The organism is Ruminococcus flavefaciens (assembly GCF_900119075.1).
Lineage (GTDB): Bacteria > Bacillota > Clostridia > Oscillospirales > Ruminococcaceae > Ruminococcus > Ruminococcus flavefaciens_Q.
In genome coordinates, this window is sequence record NZ_FPIP01000004.1 from 72,813 (window position 1) to 92,708 (window position 19,896).

The 19,896-nt window shown below is 47.8% G+C and carries 13 protein-coding genes; 8 read left to right on the forward strand and 5 right to left on the reverse strand.

The window, feature by feature from the left end:
* Positions 1 to 87 precede the first annotated feature (87 nt).
* The 6 genes from BT105_RS07280 (at position 88) to BT105_RS07305 (ending at position 5,282) form a co-directional block, all read left to right on the forward strand.
* The gene (locus BT105_RS07280) at positions 88 to 603 is read left to right on the forward strand and encodes a 2-oxoacid:acceptor oxidoreductase family protein (protein WP_072300114.1); all 516 of its coding nucleotides are present in this window, start codon (positions 88 to 90) and stop codon (positions 601 to 603) included.
* A complete protein-coding gene (locus BT105_RS07285; protein ID WP_028515944.1) occupies positions 600 to 893 on the forward strand; it encodes a 4Fe-4S binding protein in 294 nt (97 codons plus the stop codon). The genes BT105_RS07280 and BT105_RS07285 overlap by 4 nt, the downstream gene beginning before the upstream one ends.
* Entirely contained in the window at positions 890 to 2,062 is a 1,173-nt protein-coding gene (locus BT105_RS07290) for a transketolase C-terminal domain-containing protein (protein ID WP_072300115.1), read from the forward strand. The genes BT105_RS07285 and BT105_RS07290 overlap by 4 nt, the downstream gene beginning before the upstream one ends.
* Positions 2,052 to 2,945 carry a thiamine pyrophosphate-dependent enzyme gene (locus BT105_RS07295; RefSeq protein ID WP_028515946.1) on the forward strand — a complete coding sequence of 298 codons (894 nt, stop codon included), beginning with the start codon at positions 2,052 to 2,054 and terminating at the stop codon, positions 2,943 to 2,945. The genes BT105_RS07290 and BT105_RS07295 overlap by 11 nt, the downstream gene beginning before the upstream one ends.
* A gap of 346 nt (positions 2,946 to 3,291) precedes the next feature.
* Complete coding sequence (locus tag BT105_RS07300) at positions 3,292 to 4,578, forward strand: sensor histidine kinase (protein ID WP_072300116.1); 1,287 nt, start codon at positions 3,292 to 3,294, stop codon at positions 4,576 to 4,578.
* On the forward strand, positions 4,575 to 5,282 hold the full coding sequence (locus BT105_RS07305; protein ID WP_072300117.1) for a LytR/AlgR family response regulator transcription factor: 708 nt from the start codon (positions 4,575 to 4,577) through the stop codon (positions 5,280 to 5,282). Before BT105_RS07300 ends, BT105_RS07305 begins: the two co-directional genes overlap by 4 nt.
* 473 nt (positions 5,283 to 5,755) lie before the next feature.
* Here BT105_RS07305 and BT105_RS07310 read toward each other — a convergent pair whose 3' ends face one another.
* The 5 genes from BT105_RS07310 to BT105_RS07330 form a co-directional block, all read right to left on the reverse strand.
* Positions 5,756 to 6,955: an LL-diaminopimelate aminotransferase gene (locus BT105_RS07310; RefSeq protein ID WP_072300118.1), complete on the reverse strand. Its 1,200-nt coding sequence runs from the start codon at positions 6,953 to 6,955 to the stop codon at positions 5,756 to 5,758.
* Positions 6,948 to 7,793, reverse strand: coding sequence for a diaminopimelate epimerase (gene dapF, locus BT105_RS07315; protein ID WP_072300119.1), 846 nt, complete (start codon positions 7,791 to 7,793; stop codon positions 6,948 to 6,950). Before dapF ends, BT105_RS07310 begins: the two co-directional genes overlap by 8 nt.
* Positions 7,794 to 7,798: 5 nt before the next feature.
* Positions 7,799 to 9,886 (reverse strand): glutamine synthetase III family protein, encoded by a 2,088-nt coding sequence (locus BT105_RS07320; protein ID WP_072300120.1) that lies wholly within the window; start codon positions 9,884 to 9,886, stop codon positions 7,799 to 7,801.
* A gap of 13 nt (positions 9,887 to 9,899) precedes the next feature.
* The gene (locus BT105_RS07325) at positions 9,900 to 11,495 is read right to left on the reverse strand and encodes a CTP synthase (RefSeq protein ID WP_072300121.1); all 1,596 of its coding nucleotides are present in this window, start codon (positions 11,493 to 11,495) and stop codon (positions 9,900 to 9,902) included.
* A gap of 103 nt (positions 11,496 to 11,598) precedes the next feature.
* Positions 11,599 to 13,407: an ammonium transporter gene (locus tag BT105_RS07330; RefSeq protein ID WP_072300122.1), complete on the reverse strand. Its 1,809-nt coding sequence runs from the start codon at positions 13,405 to 13,407 to the stop codon at positions 11,599 to 11,601.
* Between the two features lie 454 nt (positions 13,408 to 13,861).
* On the opposite strand from BT105_RS07330, the gene gltB reads away from it, so the two are divergent.
* Positions 13,862 to 18,397 carry a glutamate synthase large subunit gene (gene gltB / locus BT105_RS07335; RefSeq protein WP_072300123.1) on the forward strand — a complete coding sequence of 1,512 codons (4,536 nt, stop codon included), beginning with the start codon at positions 13,862 to 13,864 and terminating at the stop codon, positions 18,395 to 18,397.
* Between the two features lie 3 nt (positions 18,398 to 18,400).
* On the forward strand, positions 18,401 to 19,888 hold the full coding sequence (locus tag BT105_RS07340; RefSeq protein ID WP_072300124.1) for a glutamate synthase subunit beta: 1,488 nt from the start codon (positions 18,401 to 18,403) through the stop codon (positions 19,886 to 19,888).
* Positions 19,889 to 19,896: the final 8 nt, after the last annotated feature.

The following is a 19,896-nucleotide window of genomic DNA, read 5'->3' on the forward strand; positions in this document are numbered from 1 at the left end:
CTATAACCTATGATAAATCTATCGTATTGGACACCTACGAAAAACAGGTGTATAATTAATACATATTAAAACGATAGGAGAAATGGTATGAAAGAGATTCTATGGCTCGGAAGAGGCGGTCAGGGCGCATTTACCGCTGCAAAACTTCTCGGAGCAGCCTATACGATAGATGATGACGATAAGTACGCCCTTGCATTTCCGTCATTCGGTCCCGAGCGCCGCGGAGCTCCCGTAAGAGCATTCACAAAGCTTGATACAAAGCCTGTTGCGGACAGAAGTCAGACCGAAAAGGCTGACTATATCGTTATCCTTGACGATACGCTGTACAGCCCCCAGCTTCTTGAGCTTCTGAAAGACAGCGGAAAAATTATAGTCAATTCAAAGCAGGATATCGGAGGAGTCTGTACCTTTGACGCTGAGAAAATAGCCGCAGAATTCAGACTCCCGACGGTGAATACAGTTATGTTCGGACTTCTTATAGGTATTTCGGGAGTCGTTTCGTCTGACAATGCAGCAGAAGCTATAAAAGGCTATATGCCGCAGAAAATACAGGAGCGCAATATCAATGCGCTTCTCAGAGCTGTTCAGGAGGTGGCAAAGTGAGACCGCATATCAGAGAGAAAAAGAGCTTCACATTTGATGAAGTTCCGGAAAATACGTCATTTGAAGCAGGCTACCTCACTACCGTCAACAGCGGCTGGCGAAGCATAAGACCTGTTATAAACAGCGCAAAATGCGTGGGCTGTGAGCAGTGCTATCTCTACTGTCCCGACGGAGTTATATCCATACAGGACGGCAAGGCAGTCATCGACTACGATTTCTGCAAGGGCTGCGGAATATGCGCGAAAATATGTAAGATAAAGGCAATAGAAATGGAGGCGGAGCGCAAATGAGCAAAAAATTCTTATCAGGCAACGAGGCTTTTGCCGAGGGCATACGTCTTGCACGTCCGCAGGTCATTTCGGCTTATCCTATAACTCCACAGACCATAGTTGTTGAGCGTCTTTCGGAAATGGTGGAGGACGGCAGTCTCAACGCTGAATACGTACACGTTGAGTCCGAGCATTCGGCTATGTCATGTGCTATAGGAGCAAGTGCCGTAGGCGCGAGAGCCTTTACGGCGACCTCCTCTCAGGGACTTCTCTACATGGCTGAATGTCTCTACTATGCATCGGGCGGACGTTTTCCCATAGTTATGATGAACGCAGACCGTTCAACTGCTCTTCCGTGGAATATCTACGGCGACCAGCGAGACAGCCTTTCACAGCTTGACAGCGGCTGGATACAGGCGTATGCCGAGAACGCTCAGGAGGCTCTCGACCTTGCGCTCATGAGCTACAGGATAGCGGAGGATAAGCGTGTTTCCACGCCCTATATGGCTAATCTGGACGGCTTCGTGCTTACACATACATACGAAACAGTGGATATCCCCGACCGTGAGCAGGCAGACAGATTCCTGCCGCCCTATGAGACCGACAACCGCATAGACCTTGACGCTCCTAAGAATATGGCGTTTTCGGCAGGTCCCGATACAAACTACATCTTCAAGTACAAGGAGCATGAGGGCGTACTTGCGGCTCGTGAAGTCATCACCGAGACCGAAAAGGCTTTTGCCGAGATATTCGGCAGAAAATACACAGGACTGCTTGAAAATTACCGCACCGAGGACGCTGACTACATTATCGTTACTCTGGGCAGTATCGCAGGTCTCTGCCGTGAAACTGCGGATAAGCTCCGCGAAAATGGCGTAAAGGCAGGCGTTGTCCGCATTCGCTACATGAGACCATTCCCAAATGCTGAGATAGCTGATGTACTGCGCAATGCCAAGGCATATGCAGTTCTTGAAAAGGACATCAGCTTCGGCAATGAGGGAACGGTTTTCACCAATGTTAATTCCGCCCTGAAAAAGGCAGGAGCGGACGTAAAGGGCTATAACTTCATTGGCGGTCTGGGCGGACGCAATATCTCCGCTTCTGATATTGAGAAGATATACAATGACATCGCAAATGGCACGGAAAGTGTCAATTTTATAGGAATAGGAGGCGAGAGCAATGGCAAATAAGGTTGCAGACAGCATTTCCCGTGAGGAATTCTTCTACGGACACAAAGCCTGTGCAGGCTGCGGCGGAAGTCTTGCTGTAAGAGCTGCACTGAAGGTCCTCGGACCAAATGCGGTATCGGTTCTTCCGGCGGGCTGTATGTCGGCAGTAGGCTTCAATTTCCCACAGCTTTGCTTCTCAAACAACTCCATAATCTCGACCTTTGCAGGTACAGCCTCCATGCTCACAGGCGTCGAAGCAGGTCTCCGCGCAAGGGGAATAAAGGATTTCACGGCAGTTGGCTTTGCAGGTGACGGCGGTACGGCAGATATCGGTATACAGGCTCTTTCGGGAGCTATCGACCGCAACGACAATATCATCTACATCTGCTACGATAACGAAGCCTACATGAATACGGGCATACAGAAGAGCGGTCTCACGCCTTTCGGTGCAAAGACCACAACTACTCCGGCAGGAAAGAATATCCACGGAAATATCCGTCCCAAGAAGAATATGTTCGAGATAGCCGCTGCACATGATATACCGTATGCTGCAACTGCAAGCGTGGGTTATATCTACGATTTCATTCAAAAGGTGCAGAAGGCTTCACAGATTCAGGGTACAAAGTATATCCACGTAATCGCTCCATGTCCTACAGGCTGGGGAGTTGCTCCCGATGAGACTGTTGAGATAGCCAAGGAGGTCGTTGACTGCGGACTGTGGTATCTTGCAGAGTACGAAAACGGCGAATTCAAGCTCAATCACAAGCCCAAGGAGTTCACCAGTGTTGAGGCTTATCTGAAAAAGCAGGGACGCTTCAAGCACCTTACCGACGAGGATATAGAGGTGATAACGGCTTCAAGGGACAAGAAATGGGAGTTTATCGGCAAAAACTTTGCGGTTTGAGTTTATTTGCGCAGAAAAAACTGTTTTGAATACAAGCAGTAATATCTGCGTCAACATCAACTGTCGATATAATTTGTTTATAAATTATTAATTCAATCTGATGCAGAATGTGTTATAATAATATCTATAATATTTTATAGGCAAATTATCACCGAAAAGAGTTGACAATGATATGATGAACTATACTGATAAAATGACGCACAACACCGCAGTAAATTCTACAGTACAGCATAACTGCGCTCTTTTTAAGATAGGATAGATGTAATAAGTGTTCTCGAAGGGATAAGTGGTTCCTTTGAGGACGCTTTTTATTTGAACAGATAATTCTTCTGAAAGGGGGCAATCCATGAATATAATAATAGAATTTATCGGACAGAGCTACATGACGCTCATGCTGCTTTTGGGACTTATAATCATAATGCTTGTAAACCGACGGATAAAAATAGACGGAGTTCAGTACGTATGGGCGATTGCAAGCCTTGTATTCATCATTACCGTATGTGAATACGTGGAATACTGGTGCGACACATATAATAAGCCTATATGGATAAGATATGTAAAATCAGCGATAACCTACTCGCTGAATCCGCTGCTCATATTGCTGGAGCTTTATCTTATCGCTCCCATAAAGCATAAATTCCTGCTGGTTATACCATACATAATAAATGTGGTATTGGCAGTATCTGACCTTTTCGGCACTAATTTTATCTACGCCTACACAGAAGACCATAATTTTATTTCGGGAAAGCTGAAAGTGGTACCTGCCATAGTCGTATGCTTCTATATCCTGCTGCTGACCTTTTATTCCAACTATTTTATCAAAAACGACGAGCGTTCAAAGGCGATAATAGTATTTTTCATGTCTTTTACCACTATAATCACTGTCTATCTGGAATACGAAAACATTATCGTCAATCACACTACCGATATAGCTGCAATGGAAATGCTGATATACTATTTCTATCTTGCGGCGATACATCACAGCAAGGTACAGCAGAAACTCCACGCAAGCGAGCTTGCGCTTGAAAGGCAGAACAATGAGCTCCTTATGGCACAGATACAGCCTCATTTCATCAATAATTCACTGCTTGCCATACAGGCGAGGTGCATGGATTATCCCGAGATATACGACAGTATCAGGAACTTTTCACGGTATCTGCGGTCGAATTTCGACAACATAGGCAATACTCATTCTATCACCTTTGAGCAGGAGCTGAAGAACATCAAGGCGTATCTTGCCCTTGAAAAGATGAACTTCGGCGACAGGCTCACAGTGGAATACGATATTGATAACGAGGACTTCATGCTCCCTGCTCTCAGCGTTGAACCCCTTGTGGAGAACGCAGTTCGGCACGGAGTAGCCGCAAGAGAGAACGGCGGCGTTGTACAGATAATACAGCGCGACGAGGAGAGCGGCATAATTATTGAAGTCCGCGATATCGGACAGGGAAAGCTCAATCTGACAGAAAAACAGGAAAAACGCCGCGGTATCGGAGTTGCCAACGTCCGAGCCCGCCTTGCGGTCAATAATAAGGGTGTTCTGGAGCTTATTCCCGAGGATAACGGGTACTGCGCCAGAATAATTCTCAAGGATATAAGATATGCTGATGAAAAAGGGGAGAAAGATGTATGATAACCGTATTTGCAGACGATAACGAGTCATCAAGACGCATGATGAAAATGGTGATGAACTCCATTGATCCTATGGGTTCGCACTATTTTGCGGAAAATGCCGCAAAAGCCATTGACCTTGTGGCAGAGCATAATCCCGATGTGCTCTTCCTTGATATTGAAATGCCGGGGCTAAGTGGTATTGAAGCCGCCAATCACCTTAAACAGGTGCAGCCCGAGCTCAACGTCATATTCGTTACGGGACACCCTGAGTACGCAAGGGACGCTCTGCGCCTGTATTGCAGCGGCTTCATCGAAAAGCCCTATGACGAGTACGATGTGCTGGAGGCTCTTAAGCACCTGCGCTATCCATTGAAGCAGGCTATTTCGCCGCTGGTGGTTCGCTGTGAGGGGCATTTCGCGGTATTCTTCAAGGGCGAGCCCTTTACATTCAAGCGCAGGCTTACTATGGAGCTTTTTGCGTATCTGGTATACAAAAACGGAGCTATGTGTACAAACGGCGACCTTTTGGGCATACTCTGGGACGGCGATCCCGAAAAGGGGGATCATCTTCGTCAGCTGGTCAAGGATATGCGGGACTGCTTTGAAAATGCAGGCATAACCGATATCATCGTAAAGCGCCACGGCAGTCTCGGACTGAATACAAGCGCTTATGAGATAAAAGGGAACACCGCTTCTCTGAACGAGGAATTCAACTGGGTATAAGCCTATTGTATACTGTTGAACCTGCTTTGTGATATACGATTAGTAAAAAATAATGGAACAGAATTTCATTTAAGTCGCATTGTTTACAAAATATTAATTGAATGTTTTCAGATTATTCATAAATACTATACTATATGTAACGATTCTGTCACAGACTGTATGGTATAATATAATCAAGATAAAGGAAAGATTATAGAGGCTATAACATAAATCCCTAAGTCATAAACCATAACCCCACATCTCAGCATACACCATTATCCAAAAGGCTGAAAAGCCCAAATCAAGAAAGAAAGCAAATCATGTTTCACTTTCTTTCTTGACTCAATTAACCATAAGCGGCTGCGCAATAGTGTAGTCGCTTCAATTTTTTTATCTGGAATTATTTGCTGTAAATACGTAAAATCGCACAATGAAAAAGACCTCCTGCGGCAGAGCATAAGCCGCGGGAGGTCTTTGCAATATAAGGAGGGAGATTACTTGAATATTGAGCGGAATCGTTTCATAGCCTCGACAGTATTTTCCTTGTTATTGAATGCTGTAAGTCTGAACCACCTGCTGCCGTTCTGACCGAAGCCTGCACCGGGAGTTCCTACAACGCCTGCCTTTTCAAGCAGGAAATCGAAGAACTGCCAGCTGTCCATGCCGAAGGGGCACTCGAACCATATATACGGAGAATTGATACTGCCTGTGAAGCGAATAACCAGTTCTGTCATGGTATCTGAGATTATCTTTGCATTCTCCATATAATGAGCTATCATAGCTTTTGCTTCTGCCATGCCTGCTTCACTGAAAACAGCTGCTGCGGCACACTGTACGATGTAGGGAACACCGTTGAATTTGGTGCACTGACGGCGGTTCCACATCTTGTTGAGGCTCATTTCTCTGCCGTCTGCGGACTTTGAGGTTATAGCCTTAGGAACTATGGTATATCCGCAGCGTGTACCTGTAAAGCCAGCAGTCTTGGACAGGGAGCAGAACTCCACAGCGCACTTTTCTGCGCCCTCTATCTCATAGATACTGTGTGGGAGCTCGCTGTCCGAGATAAAGCATTCGTAAGCCGAATCAAAGAGTATAACAGCGTCGTTTTCAAGGGCATAATCCACCCATTCGCGGAGCTGAGCCCTGTTGTAGCAGGCTCCCGTAGGATTGTTAGGAGAGCAGATATAGATTATATCAGCGTGAACGCTCTTATCGGGCATAGGGAGAAAGTTGTTCTCGGCAGTGCCGTTGATAAAGACGATTTTCCTGCCGTTCATGGTATTTGTATCAACATAAACGGGATATACAGGATCAGGTATCATAACAGTGTTATCCTTTGAGAAAAGGTCGGTGATATTACCTGTGTCGGACTTAGCACCGTCGGAGACGAAAATCTCATCGGTGTCAAGCTCCACGCCGAATGTCTTGTAATGTCCCTGTATAGCCTCGCGGAGAAAGTCGTAACCCTGCTCGGGACCGTATCCGCGGAAACTCTCAGCTTTGCCCATTTCATCAGCGGCGGAGTGCATAGCTTCCACTACAGTTTTGCCGAGAGGCAGGGTAACGTCGCCGATACCAAGACGAATTACGGATCTATCGGGATTTTTCTGCTGAAATACAGAAACACGTTTAGCTACCTCGCTAAAGAGGTAGCTTTCTTTAAGATCTAAGAATTTTTCATTGAAATTAGCCATTGTAATACTCTCCGTCAAATGTAAATTCCGCAGGACCTGCCATATAAATGTGACCGTCCTCTGCGTTCCATTCTATTGTCAGCTGACCGCCAAGCAGGTCTACCGTTACGGGTTCTCTCGGACTGATACCATTGAGACAAGCCGCCGCAACAGTTCCGCAGGTGCCTGTTCCGCAGGCAAGGGTCTCTCCTGTACCGCGCTCCCATACGCGCATTTTCAGATGTGTGGGTGAGAGAACGTTTACGAACTCGATATTAGCCTTGTGTGGGAAGTGTGCGTCCTGCTCAAAAACTCTGCCGTATTTCTCAACTTCAAATGTGCTGACGTCTTCATCTATAAAAGCTACAGCATGGGGATTTCCCATTGATACGCAGGTAAATGTGAACTCTCTTCCGAATGCTGTCAGCTTCAGGTCTTTAACAGGTGATTCATAAGCTGTAACAGGTATCTCAGCCGCCTCGGTTATGGGAGCTCCCATATCAACTGTGAGGGTACGTGCGATATCGTTTTCGTCGGTGTTGACAGTTATCAGCTTTATGCCTGCCAGCGTTTCAACGGATATCTCTTTTTTGTGGATAATATCTCTGTCGTAGACGTATTTTGCCACACATCGAATGGCATTGCCGCACATTTCGGACTCGCTGCCGTCAGGATTGAACATACGCATTTTGCAGTCGGCTGTCTTACTCGGACATATCAGCACCAGACCGTCAGAGCCGATACCGAAGTGTCTGTCGCTTACTGCGCAGGCAAGCTGCTGGGGAGAGCTTATGCTCTCCTCAAAACAGTTTACGTACACGTAATCATTGCCGCAGCCCTGCATTTTTGTAAATCTCATTTATATCACACTCCGAAAAGAAGCTTGTCATATGTCGGGAATGGGTAATAGTCCTCAGCTGTCATAGTTTCAGCCTTGTCAGCAGCTGCACGGAGCTTATCCATTGCAGGGAGCATAGTGTCGCGGACAAACTCGGAAGCCTTGATGATAACATCAATCTTCTTGAAGTCTGCAACAGCCTTTTCAAGCTTGCTTGTTGCGGCGTCCATTTCGTCTATGAGCTCTGAAAGTTCTGTAACAAGCTTTGTTTCATACTTGCAGGCTACCTTGGATACGCTCTTTTTAACGGATACGGCAGAAGCAGTATCAGCTGCAAATTTAGCAACAGCAGGGATAATTTCCTTGCGAGCCATGTCTATCATTGTAACAGCTTCGATGTTGACTGTCTTGATGTAGTTTTCGAGCATGATATCGCAGCGTGAGAATATCTCGGCTTCTGTGAAGATACCGTGAGATGTGAGCATTTCCACGTTCTTCTTGTCGCAGATGTGAGGCATAGCGTCAGCAGTGGTCTTATAGTTGCAGAGACCGCGCTTCTCAGCTTCCTTTATCCAAGCGTCATCGTAGCCGTTGCCGTTGAAGATGATTCTCTTGTGCTCCTTGATCGTCTTCCTGATAAGGTCGTGGAGTGCCTTGTTGAAGTCCTTAGCCTTTTCAAGCTTGTCTGCGAACTGTTTCAGTTCCTCGGCAACAGCTGCATTGAGGTGAATGTTAGCGCAGGAGATACTGTTTGAAGAACCGAGCATACGGAACTCGAACTTGTTTCCTGTAAATGCGAATGGGGAAGTTCTGTTACGGTCAGTGGAATCCTTGCTGAACTTAGGCAGAACATCAACGCCAAGCTGCATTTTTTCTTTCTTAGTGCCGCCGTATGGCTTATCAGCCTCGATAGCGTCCAGAACTGCGGTGAGCTCGTCGCCGAGGAAGATAGAGATTACAGCAGGCGGAGCTTCGTTAGCACCAAGTCTGTGGTCGTTGCCTGCAGTTGCAACGGACAATCTCAGTAAGTCCTGATAATCGTCAACAGCCTTGATAACAGCTGCAAGGAAGAGCAGAAACTGTGCGTTCTCAGCAGGTGTCTCACCGGGAGAGAGGAGGTTCTCGCCCTGGTCTGTGGAGATAGACCAGTTGTTGTGCTTACCAGAACCGTTTACGCCTGCGAATGGCTTTTCGTGAAGCAGGCAAACAAGATTATGGCGGAGAGCCACCTTCTGCATAACCTCCATAGTGAGCTGGTTGTGGTCGGCAGCAATATTTGTTGTATCGTAAATAGGAGCAAGCTCGTGCTGTGCAGGAGCAACTTCGTTATGCTTGGTCTTTGCAAGGATACCAAGCTTCCACAGTTCCTTGTCAAGGTCTGCCATGTATTCGGCTACTCTTGGCTTGATAGAGCCGAAGTAGTGGTCGTCCATTTCCTGTCCCTTTGGAGGCATTGCACCGAAAAGAGTACGTCCTGTCATAATAAGGTCCTTACGTTTTTTCCACATATCGCGGTCAACAAGGAAATATTCCTGCTCTGGACCAACGGAAGTCTTAACGCTCTTGACGCTTGTGTTTCCGAAGAGCTTCAATATACGCAGAGCCTGCTTGTTGATAGCTTCCATAGAACGGAGAAGCGGAACTTTCTTATCAAGTGCTTCACCTGTGTATGAACAGAATGCTGTAGGAATGTACAGAGTGCCGTCCTTGATGAAAGCGTATGAAGTAGGATCCCACGCCGTATAGCCTCTTGCTTCAAATGTAGCGCGAAGTCCGCCAGAAGGGAATGATGAAGCGTCAGGCTCGCCCTTTACGAGCTCCTTGCCCGAGAACTCCATGATAACACGTCCGTCGGGTGCAGGTGAGATGAAGCTGTCGTGCTTCTCGGCTGTAACGCCTGTCATTGGCTGGAACCAGTGTGTATAGTGAGTAGCGCCCTTTTCAATAGCCCAGTCCTTCATAGCAGCTGCAACTGCATTTGCTACAGATATATCAAGAGGAGTACCTCTGTCTATCGTTCTTTTCAGTGATTTGTACACCTTTTCGGAAAGCATTGCTTTCATGATTCTGTCGTCGAATACCATTGAGCCAAAATAATCTGTTACCTTTTCCATAATAAAATCCTCCTTAGTTGTTTTCGAGCGAAGCTCTTATAAAATCCGCAAACAGCTTGTGCGGTTTGTTTGGTCTTGATTTGAATTCGGGGTGGAACTGAACTCCCACGAACCACGGGTGTGTTGGGAGCTCTACTATTTCAACCAGCTTTTCGTCCGGTGAAAGTCCTGCAATGTGAAGTCCGTTTGAAGTCAGCACCTTGCGGTATGCGTTGTTGAATTCATAACGGTGGCGGTGGCGCTCATAAATGAGCTCATCGCCGTATATATCGCGGCATCTTGAGCTTTCACTCAGCTTGCAGGGATAAAGTCCAAGCCGCATTGTGCCGCCTTTCTGGTCGATGTTTCTCTGCTCGTCCATGATGTCAATAACGGGATATGGAGTTTCTCCGAACTCCGCGGAATTTGCACCGTCAAGCTTGCAGACGTTTCTTGCATATTCAATGACTGACATCTGCATACCAAGACATATTCCGAAGAACGGTACATTATTCTCACGGGCATAGCGGATAGTTTCTATCATGCCCTCAACTCCTCGATGACCGAAGCCGCCTGGAACTATCAGTCCGCTGCAATCTGCGAATTTTTCCGCAGCATTCTCGGCTGTTACCTCCTCGGAGTCTATCCATTTTATATCCACAGCCGCATCGTTTACGATACCGCCGTGACGGAGCGCCTCTGCTACTGATAAATAAGCGTCGTGGAGCTCCACATATTTTCCAACAAGTCCTATAGTTACATTTTTGTGTGCGTTTTCAGCTCTGTGGACCATTTCCGTCCACTCTGTCAGGTCGGGAGCATTGTCTGTGAGCCCGAGATGACGGCATACCGAGTGAGCAAGTCCCTCGTTTTCCAGCCACAGCGGAACTTCATACAGTGACGGAGCTGTCAGGTTCTGGATAACGTCCTCCTTGCGGATATTGCAGAAGAGGGCTATTTTTTCAGCCATATCGTCGGGGATGCGTTTTTCTGTTCGGCAAACGATAATATCAGGCTGTATGCCTATTGAAAGAAGCTCCTTTGTGGAGTGCTGGGTGGGCTTGGATTTCAGCTCCTCAGAGCCTGCGATATAGGGAACAAGGGTAACGTGTATGTAGCATACGTTCTCGCGTCCCTGCTCGGTGCCTACCTGACGTATAGCCTCAAGGAAAGGCGTTGACTCGATATCTCCGACTGTACCGCCTATCTCTGTGATGACTACGTCTGCATTTGCTTCATTAGCCGCGCTGTAGACTCTGTCCTTTATCTCGTTGGTGATGTGGGGGATTACCTGAACCGTACCTCCGAGATAGTCGCCGCGGCGCTCCTTTGTGATTACGTTCCAGTAAATTTTGCCTGTAGTCACATTGGAGTGAACCGACAGATTCTCGTCTACGAAACGCTCATAGTGACCGAGATCAAGGTCGGTCTCAGCGCCGTCGTCGGTAACGAATACCTCACCATGCTGGAAAGGTGACATAGTTCCCGGATCGACGTTGATGTAGGGATCAAATTTCTGAATGGTGACCTTATAGCCGCGCTGTTTGAGAAGTCTTCCCAATGAAGCTGCCGTGATACCCTTGCCGAGTCCCGAAACGACTCCGCCTGTTACAAAAATGAACTTTGACATTTGCATATGCTCCTTGAAATACATTTATGATAAAGGCTGTCTGCGGATACTGGGAGATTTTTAAGATATACATTTTGTTTTATCCGCAGACGCCCTTGTCAGCTTATGCTTTTTCCCACTCCGCGGAATCGTGGAGTGCGTTGTAGCCCTCTTCGCCTGTTCTTATCTTGATTACGTTCTCGATGTCATAGATGAACATCTTACCGTCACCGTAGTTGCCTGTATAGAGAGCTGTTTTTGCTGCTGCAACTACCTTTTCTACAGGTACTGCACATACTGCAATTTCAGCCTTGACTTTCGGGAGCAGATTCATTTCAACACTTGCACCACGGTAGTAATTCTTCTGTCCGTTCTGCATTCCGCAGCCGAGGACGTTTGTTACTGTGATACCCTTTACGTCGATAGCCTCCATAGCCTCGATGAACTGCTGGAGCTTCTGCTGTTTGAATATTACTACGATGTTTGTGAGCTTTGCTGCGCCGTCAGGTGAAGGAACTGAGTAGTTCTCAACTTCAACTGCCTTGTCAACAGGAACAGCAGGTGTTCCGGGAGTACCGACTTTCTTTACGCTCTTTGCGTCGTCCTTTGTGTAGCCCTTCATGCCGATGTCAGTAAGTGCGGGAGCGAAGTCTGCATAAGAGGAAATAAGACCGTGTTCTGTAACGTCAAGACCGAGTATCTCTTCCTGCTCTGAAGCACGGAGACCGATAGTCTTTTTAATTAAGATGAATACAAATGCCATTGAGATAGCTGTGAAAGTTGCGATAGCAACGAAGCCTGTGAGCTGTCTGCCAAGGAGTCCGAAGCCGCCGCCGTAGAAAAGACCTGCAAGCTGGTCACCGTTCTGGTCAACCAGTGAATAACCGGGAACCTCAGGGTTTGCAAGAAGACCAACTGCAATTGTTCCCCAGATACCGTTCATCATGTGAACTGCTACTGCACCAACAGGATCGTCGATGTGGAGTTTATAATCTAAGAACCATACGCCGAAGCATACAAGTAAACCTGAAACGATACCAACTATTATAGCGCCAAAGCAGTCTGTTACATCACATGGAGCTGTGATACCTACAAGTCCTGCCAGTGAAGCGTTGAGACACATTGAAACATCGGGCTTGCCGTATTTGACCCATGTGAATATCATACAAGTTACTGTTGCGATTGCAGGAGCAACTGTTGTTGTAAGGAATACGGAACCCAACTGGTCGATAGAAGTACAAGCTGCGCCGTTGAATCCGTACCAGCCGAACCAGAGAATGAAACATCCGAGAGCACCAATTGTAAGGTTGTGACCTGGGATAGCGTTTACCTTGACTTCGCCGTCCTTAGTCTTGTGGAACTTGCCTATTCTTGGACCGAGGATAGCCGCACCTACGAGAGCTGCGATACCGCCGACCATGTGGATATGTGCGGAACCTGCGAAATCGTGGAAGCCCCACTGGCTGAGCCAGCCGCCGCCCCAGCCCCAGTGAGCCTCGATAGGATAAACGACGGCACTGATGATAGCCGAGTAAACACAGTAGGATAAAAACTTTGTACGTTCAGCCATTGCACCGGAAACGATAGTAGCTGTTGTTGCACAGAATACAAGGTTGAATACGAAGTTTGACCAGTCGAATGAGCCGTAGGAAGTGAAGATATCAAATCCGGGCTGTCCGATTATACCGACGAGGTCCTCACCGAAGAGAAGACCGAAGCCTATGAGAATGAAAACAACTGTACCGATACAGAAGTCCATTAAGTTTTTCATGATGATATTGCCTGCATTCTTTGCACGGGTGAAGCCTGTCTCCACCATTGCGAAGCCTGCCTGCATAAAGAATACGAGAGCAGCGCCTATAAGGAACCATACGCCAAAGACTATACCATTTGTCTCGTCCATGGCCTGTTGTAAGATTGTCTGAGAGTCCATAGAAATACCTCCTTGATAAGTTACAGCATAAATTTCAAAAGGGTGTACGACGCACTGATAGTCTCAGTACATCATACACCCCTTTGTGTATGGAATTAGCGCTATAAACCAAAAAAAGAGAGCTACGGACTCCATATCCGCAGCTCCCTTGCTGTTTATAATGCCATTATAGCCCTTTCATCAGCGTTTGTCAATAGCTTTTTTCAACTTTGTCAGAAATCAATATATTTTTGCCGCTTTAAATGCGAAAAGTACTTGCATTTTTACAAAAGTGATGATTTCAGCCTGATTTTACGTATTTTTTTGAAAAAGGCTCTTGACAATGCTGGTTTAAAGTGCTAAGATAGTGTACAAGAACAAAGACGTTTCATCAGGCTATCTGTCTGTTGAAGCGTCTTTTTTATTATGCGATACGGATCAATGGCGCTCCGAATCGGAAAGGCAAGTGAAAGACATGGATAACTTTAGAGATGAAGCTCCATACGAGCAGCAGGGACTTTACGATCCCAGATTTGAACATGATAACTGCGGCATTGGTGCTGTAGTAAATATCAAGGGAGAGCAGTCAAGATACGTAGTGGACAGTGCTCTTACTATTGTTGAAAAGCTTGAGCACCGTGCAGGCAAGGACGCTGAGGGCAAAACAGGCGACGGCGTTGGCATTATGGTGCAGATGCCCTACACCTTCTTTATAAGTGAAGCAGAAAAGCTCGGTCATGATATCGGCGGCGAGGGCGATTTCGGTGTGGGAATGTTCTTCTTCCCACAGAATGAAATGAAGCGCGGTCAGGCAATGAAGCTCTTTGAGCTCATTATAAAGAAGAACGGCATGGAATTCATCTGCTGGAGAGATGTTCCTGTATCTTCTGATATCCTCGGACAGAAGGCGCTTGACAGTATGCCCTATATCATGCAGGCTTTTGTAAAGCGTCCAGAGAAATGTCCAAAAGGACTTGATTTTGACAGAAAGCTCTTTATTGCAAGACGTGAATTCGAGCATTCAAATGAAAACACCTATGTCTGCTCACTTTCCAGCCGTACTATTGTATATAAAGGTATGTTCCTCGTTGATGAGCTGAGAAAGTTTTACACAGACTTACAGAGCGAGGAATTCAAGTCTGCTATCGCTACAGTTCATTCACGTTTTTCAACAAATACCAATCCGAGCTGGCAGAAGGCTCACCCAAACCGCTTTATCGTCCACAACGGCGAGATAAATACTATCACAGGCAATGCCGATAAAATGCTTGCACGTGAAGAGAGCATGACCTGTGAAGCTCTGAAAAGCGATATGTACAAAATACTTCCTGCTATAAATGTAAACGGTTCGGACTCAGCAAGACTGGACAACGCCCTTGAATTTATGGTAATGTCGGGAATGCCACTTCCTCTTGCAGTCATGATAACCATTCCCGAGCCATGGAAGAATGACAAGACCATTTCCAAGTCAAAATACGACCTTTATCAGTACTACGCTACCATGATGGAGCCATGGGACGGACCTGCTTCCATCATTTTCTCAGACGGTGAGGTAATGGGAGCTGTTCTTGACAGAAACGGTCTCCGTCCGTCAAGATACTGCGTAACAAGCGATGGTTTCCTTATTCTTTCTTCGGAAACAGGCTGTATTGATATAGCTCCCGAAAAGATAATCAAAAAGGACAGACTCCGTCCCGGCAAGATGCTCCTTGCTGATACAAAGCAGGGACGTATCATCGAGGACGATGAGATAAAGAGCACATATGCTTCACGCCAGCCCTACGGTGAGTGGCTGGACGCTAACCTTGTACGTCTTCACGATCTTCATATCCCGAACAAGGGCGTTGAGACTTACTCGTCAGACCAGCTTGCGAAGCTTCAGAAGGCATTCGGCTATTCATACGAAGATATACGTACAAGTATTCTTCCAATGGCTGAAAAAGGCGGAGAGCCTATCGCATCTATGGGCAGCGATATTCCGCTTCCCCCTCTTGACAAGCAGTCGCCTCCGCTGTTCAACTACTTCCGTCAGCTCTTTGCGCAGGTAACGAATCCTCCTTTTGACGCTATCCGTGAGGAAGTCGTAACAGATACCAGCGTTTACATCGGCAAGGACGGCAATATCCTCGAGGAACGCCCCGAGAACTGCCACGTTCTCAAGATAGAGAATCCTATCCTTACAGAGACTGATATGCTCAAGATAAAGGCTCTGAACAGAGACGGTTTGAAAAGTGCAGTTATTCCTATCACATATTATGTAGGAACATCACTGGAAAAGGCTGTAGAGCGCCTGTTTATCGAAGCTGACAAGGCTTACCGCGACGGAGCTTCTATACTGATACTCTCTGACCGCGGCGTTGACGAGTTCCACTGCCCGATACCGTCTCTCCTTGCAGTTGCAGCTCTCCAGCAGCACCTTGTTTCCACGAAAAAGCGCACAGCAGTTGCAATGATACTTGAATCCGCAGAGCCCCGTGAGGTACATCATTTTGCAGCACTTCTCGGCTATGGTGCCTGCGCAGTCAATCCTTATCTTGCACATGAGACTATCCGCTCTCTCATTGAGGACGGCACACTTGACAAGGACTTCTACGCAGCAGAGGACGACTACAACAGCGCTATTCTCCACGGTATCGTCAAGATAGCTTCAAAAATGGGTATCTCCACTATCCAGTCCTATCAGGGCAGCAAGCTCTTTGAAGCAGTCGGTATCTCAAAGGAGCTTATCGACAGCTATTTTGCAGGAACAGTCAGCCGTATCGGCGGCATTGGTCTCAGCGATATAAGCAAGCGCACAGAGAAGCTCCACACAGCAGCATTCGATCCCCTCGGACTTACTGTGAATGCAAATATCGGCAGCGCAGGCAGCCACAAGCTCCGCAGCGGCAAGTCAGACCACCTTTACACTCCCGAGACCATACATCTGCTCCAGCAGGCAGCATGGACGGGAAATTACAATACCTTCAAGGCATACACCGCAGCTATCACACGTGAGGACAACGAGCTCACCCTCAGAAGTCTCCTTGACTTCAACTATCCAGAGGACGGCGGTATCGCCATTGACGAGGTAGAGTCCGTTGAGAGTATCTGCAAGCGCTTCAAGACAGGCGCTATGTCCTACGGTTCTATTTCGCAGGAAGCTCACGAGTGCATGGCTATGGCTATGAACAGTATTGGCGGCAAGTCCAACAGCGGTGAGGGCGGCGAAAGCCCCGAGAGACTGAAATCTGATAAGTGCTCCGCTATCAAGCAGGTAGCATCTGGACGTTTCGGCGTAACAAGCGAATACCTTGTTTCCGCACAGGAGATACAGATAAAAATGGCACAGGGTGCAAAGCCCGGCGAGGGCGGTCATCTGCCGTCAGGCAAGGTATATCCTTGGATAGCAAAGACTCGTCATTCAACCGCAGGCGTGGGACTTATCTCGCCTCCGCCTCACCATGATATCTACTCTATCGAGGACCTTGCACAGCTCATCTATGACCTGAAAAATGCCAACGACAAGGCTCGTATCTCAGTAAAGCTCGTATCGGAAGCAGGCGTCGGAACAGTTGCAGCAGGCGTTGCAAAGGCAGGCGCACAGGTAATTCTCATTTCGGGATATGACGGCGGTACAGGAGCAGCTCCAAAGAGCTCTATCTACAACGCAGGACTTCCATGGGAGCTCGGACTTGCAGAGGCACATCAGACTCTCATGCTCAACGGTCTCCGTTCAAGAGTCCGTATCGAGACTGACGGAAAGCTCATGACAGGACGCGACGTTCTTGTAGCGGCACTTCTCGGCGCTGAGGAATTCGGCTTTGCAACAGCTCCGCTGGTAACAATGGGCTGCGTAATGATGAGAGTCTGCAACCTTGATACCTGCCCGATGGGCATAGCAACTCAGAATCCCGAGCTCCGCAAGCGTTTCCGCGGCAAGCCCGAGTACATCGTGAACTTCATGCACTTTATCGCGCAGGAGCTCCGCGAGTACATGGCTAAGCTTGGAATACGCACAGTTGACGAGCTTGTGGGACGTACAGACCTTCTGAAAACAAAGGCAAGCGCAGCTGAAAACAACATAGATTTCGCAAATATCCTTGCAAATGATCAGACAACCGAAAAAACTCACTTCGATCCTGCAGATATTTTTGATTTTGAGCTTGACAGCACCATAGACAGACGTGTTATAATAAAGAAGTTAGGAGCTGCACTGAAAAACGGTACTTCCAAGAGCATTTCCATTGACGTTGTGAACACAGACCGCTCTGTGGGAACACTTACAGGTGCTGAAATTACCCGTATCCACGGCGAAAACGTTCTTGCTGACGACACATTCACAGTAAAATGTACAGGCAGCGGCGGACAGTCCTTCGGCGCATTTATTCCTAAGGGACTTACACTGGAGCTCAGCGGCGACAGCAACGACTACTTCGGCAAGGGACTTTCGGGCGGAAAGCTTGTGCTTTCACCTCCGAAAAACTCAGCATTCAAGGCTGACGAGAACATCATCGTCGGAAACGTTGCACTTTACGGTGCGACCTCGGGCAAGGCGTTCATCAGCGGTATCGCAGGCGAGCGCTTCTGCGTAAGAAACTCGGGAGCTATCGCTGTCTGTGAGGGCGTGGGCGACCACGGCTGCGAGTACATGACAGGCGGACGCGCTGTTATCCTCGGCGGCACAGGCAAGAACTTTGCCGCAGGTATGTCGGGCGGAATCGCATATGTTCTTGACGAGAACCACGACCTCTACACCCGTCTCAACAAGGCTCTTGTATCCCTCGAGTCAGTTGAAAACGAAGTCGATATCACAGAGCTTAAGACTATTATCACAGAGCACGCAGAAGCTACAGGCTCCGAAAAGGCGAAGGCTATACTTGCAGAATTTGAGCGCTATCTGCCATGCTTCAAGAAGATAATCCCGCATGATTACGCAAAGATACAGAAAACAGTCAGGTCTCTTGAGCTGTCAGGAGTACCCCATGAAAAGGCTGAGATAGAAGCCTTTGAGCTTATCAGAAAGGAGGCGTGAGCCATGGGAAAAGCAACAGGATTTCTTGAATATACAAGAACAGAAGCAGCTGCAAAGGAGCCGCTGGAGCGAATCAAGGACTTTAACGAGTTTCACGTGCCGCTCAGCGATGAGCAGCGCAAAATACAGGCTTCACGCTGTATGGACTGCGGAGTACCGTTCTGTCAGAACGGAAAAATGCTCTGCGGAATGGTTTCGGGCTGTCCGCTGAACAACCTCATTCCCGAATGGAACGACCTCATTTATCACGGACAGAAGGAGCAGGCGCTGAGCCGTCTGCTGATGACAAACAACTTCCCCGAGTTCACATCGAGGGTATGTCCCGCACTTTGTGAAAAGGCTTGTATCTGCGGAGTTTACGACAGTCCCGTTACCGTAAAGGAAAACGAGAATTCTATCATCGAGTACGGTTTTGAGAGCGGACTTATCAAGCCTCAGCCGCCGATAGTTCGCAGCGGCAAGCGTGTCGCAGTTATCGGTTCAGGTCCTTCGGGACTTGCCGCTGCTGATACTCTCAATAAGCGCGGTCACAGCGTTACTGTGTTTGAGCGCTCCGACAGAGTGGGCGGACTTCTCATGTACGGTATACCAAACATGAAGCTGGAAAAGCACATAATCGAGCGCCGTGCCGAGCTCATGAGAGCAGAGGGCGTGGAGTTCGCAGTAAATTCAAATGTTGGCGATAACATCTCCGCAGAGGATATAAAGAGCGGCTTTGACGCTGTTGTACTTGCCTGCGGTTCGTCAAATCCCCGTGATATCAAGGCTGAGGGACGTGACGCAGAGGGCATTTACTTCGCAGTTGATTTCCTCAGGGCTACTACAAAGAGCCTGCTTGATTCAGAGCTGACTGACGGCAAATACATTTCCGCAAAGGGCAAAAATGTGGTCATCATCGGCGGCGGTGACACAGGAAATGACTGTGTCGGTACTTCTGTCCGCCACGGCTGCAAGTCTGTTACACAGCTTGAAATGATGCCTAAGCTTCCCGACGAGAGAGCCGAGAACAATCCATTCCCACAGTACCCGAGAGTCTGCAAGACTGACTACGGTCAGGAGGAGGCTATCGCGGTATTCGGTCACGATCCGAGAATCTACTGTACCACCGTCAAGGAGTTCATCAAGGACGAAAAGGGAGCATTATCGGCAGTAAAGACTGTAAAGCTGGAGTTCGTACAGGACGAGACAAGCGGCAGAAGAGTTCCCAAGGAGATAGCAGGCAGCGAGGAGATACTTCCATGTGAGCTGTGCCTTATCGCCGCAGGATTTTTAGGCTGTCAGAGCTACGTTGCCGAGGCTTTCGGCGTAGAGCTGGATCAGCGCACCAATGTTAAAACTGCTCCTAACTATCATAAGACAAACGTTGAAAAGGTATTCACCGCAGGCGATATGCACATCGGACAGTCGCTGGTAGTACGCGCTATACGCGAGGGACGTGACGCCGCCGCCGAGGTTGACGAATACCTTATGGGATACACCAATCTGAAATAAAGGAGAAC

What these genes read in the sequence shown, in the direction of transcription:
- BT105_RS07305 (WP_072300117.1), top strand. Translation starts at nt 4,575, where the DNA reads ATGATAACCGTATTTGCAGACGATAACGAGTCATCAAGACGCATGATG.
- BT105_RS07325 (WP_072300121.1), bottom strand. Translation starts at nt 11,495, where the DNA reads ATGTCAAAGTTCATTTTTGTAACAGGCGGAGTCGTTTCGGGACTCGGC.
- BT105_RS07320 (WP_072300120.1), bottom strand. Translation starts at nt 9,886, where the DNA reads ATGGAAAAGGTAACAGATTATTTTGGCTCAATGGTATTCGACGACAGA.
- BT105_RS07295 (WP_028515946.1), top strand. Translation starts at nt 2,052, where the DNA reads ATGGCAAATAAGGTTGCAGACAGCATTTCCCGTGAGGAATTCTTCTAC.
- BT105_RS07290 (WP_072300115.1), top strand. Translation starts at nt 890, where the DNA reads ATGAGCAAAAAATTCTTATCAGGCAACGAGGCTTTTGCCGAGGGCATA.
- BT105_RS07280 (WP_072300114.1), top strand. Translation starts at nt 88, where the DNA reads ATGAAAGAGATTCTATGGCTCGGAAGAGGCGGTCAGGGCGCATTTACC.
- BT105_RS07330 (WP_072300122.1), bottom strand. Translation starts at nt 13,407, where the DNA reads ATGGACTCTCAGACAATCTTACAACAGGCCATGGACGAGACAAATGGT.
- BT105_RS07340 (WP_072300124.1), top strand. Translation starts at nt 18,401, where the DNA reads ATGGGAAAAGCAACAGGATTTCTTGAATATACAAGAACAGAAGCAGCT.
- gltB (WP_072300123.1), top strand. Translation starts at nt 13,862, where the DNA reads ATGGATAACTTTAGAGATGAAGCTCCATACGAGCAGCAGGGACTTTAC.
- BT105_RS07300 (WP_072300116.1), top strand. Translation starts at nt 3,292, where the DNA reads ATGAATATAATAATAGAATTTATCGGACAGAGCTACATGACGCTCATG.
- BT105_RS07310 (WP_072300118.1), bottom strand. Translation starts at nt 6,955, where the DNA reads ATGGCTAATTTCAATGAAAAATTCTTAGATCTTAAAGAAAGCTACCTC.
- dapF (WP_072300119.1), bottom strand. Translation starts at nt 7,793, where the DNA reads ATGAGATTTACAAAAATGCAGGGCTGCGGCAATGATTACGTGTACGTA.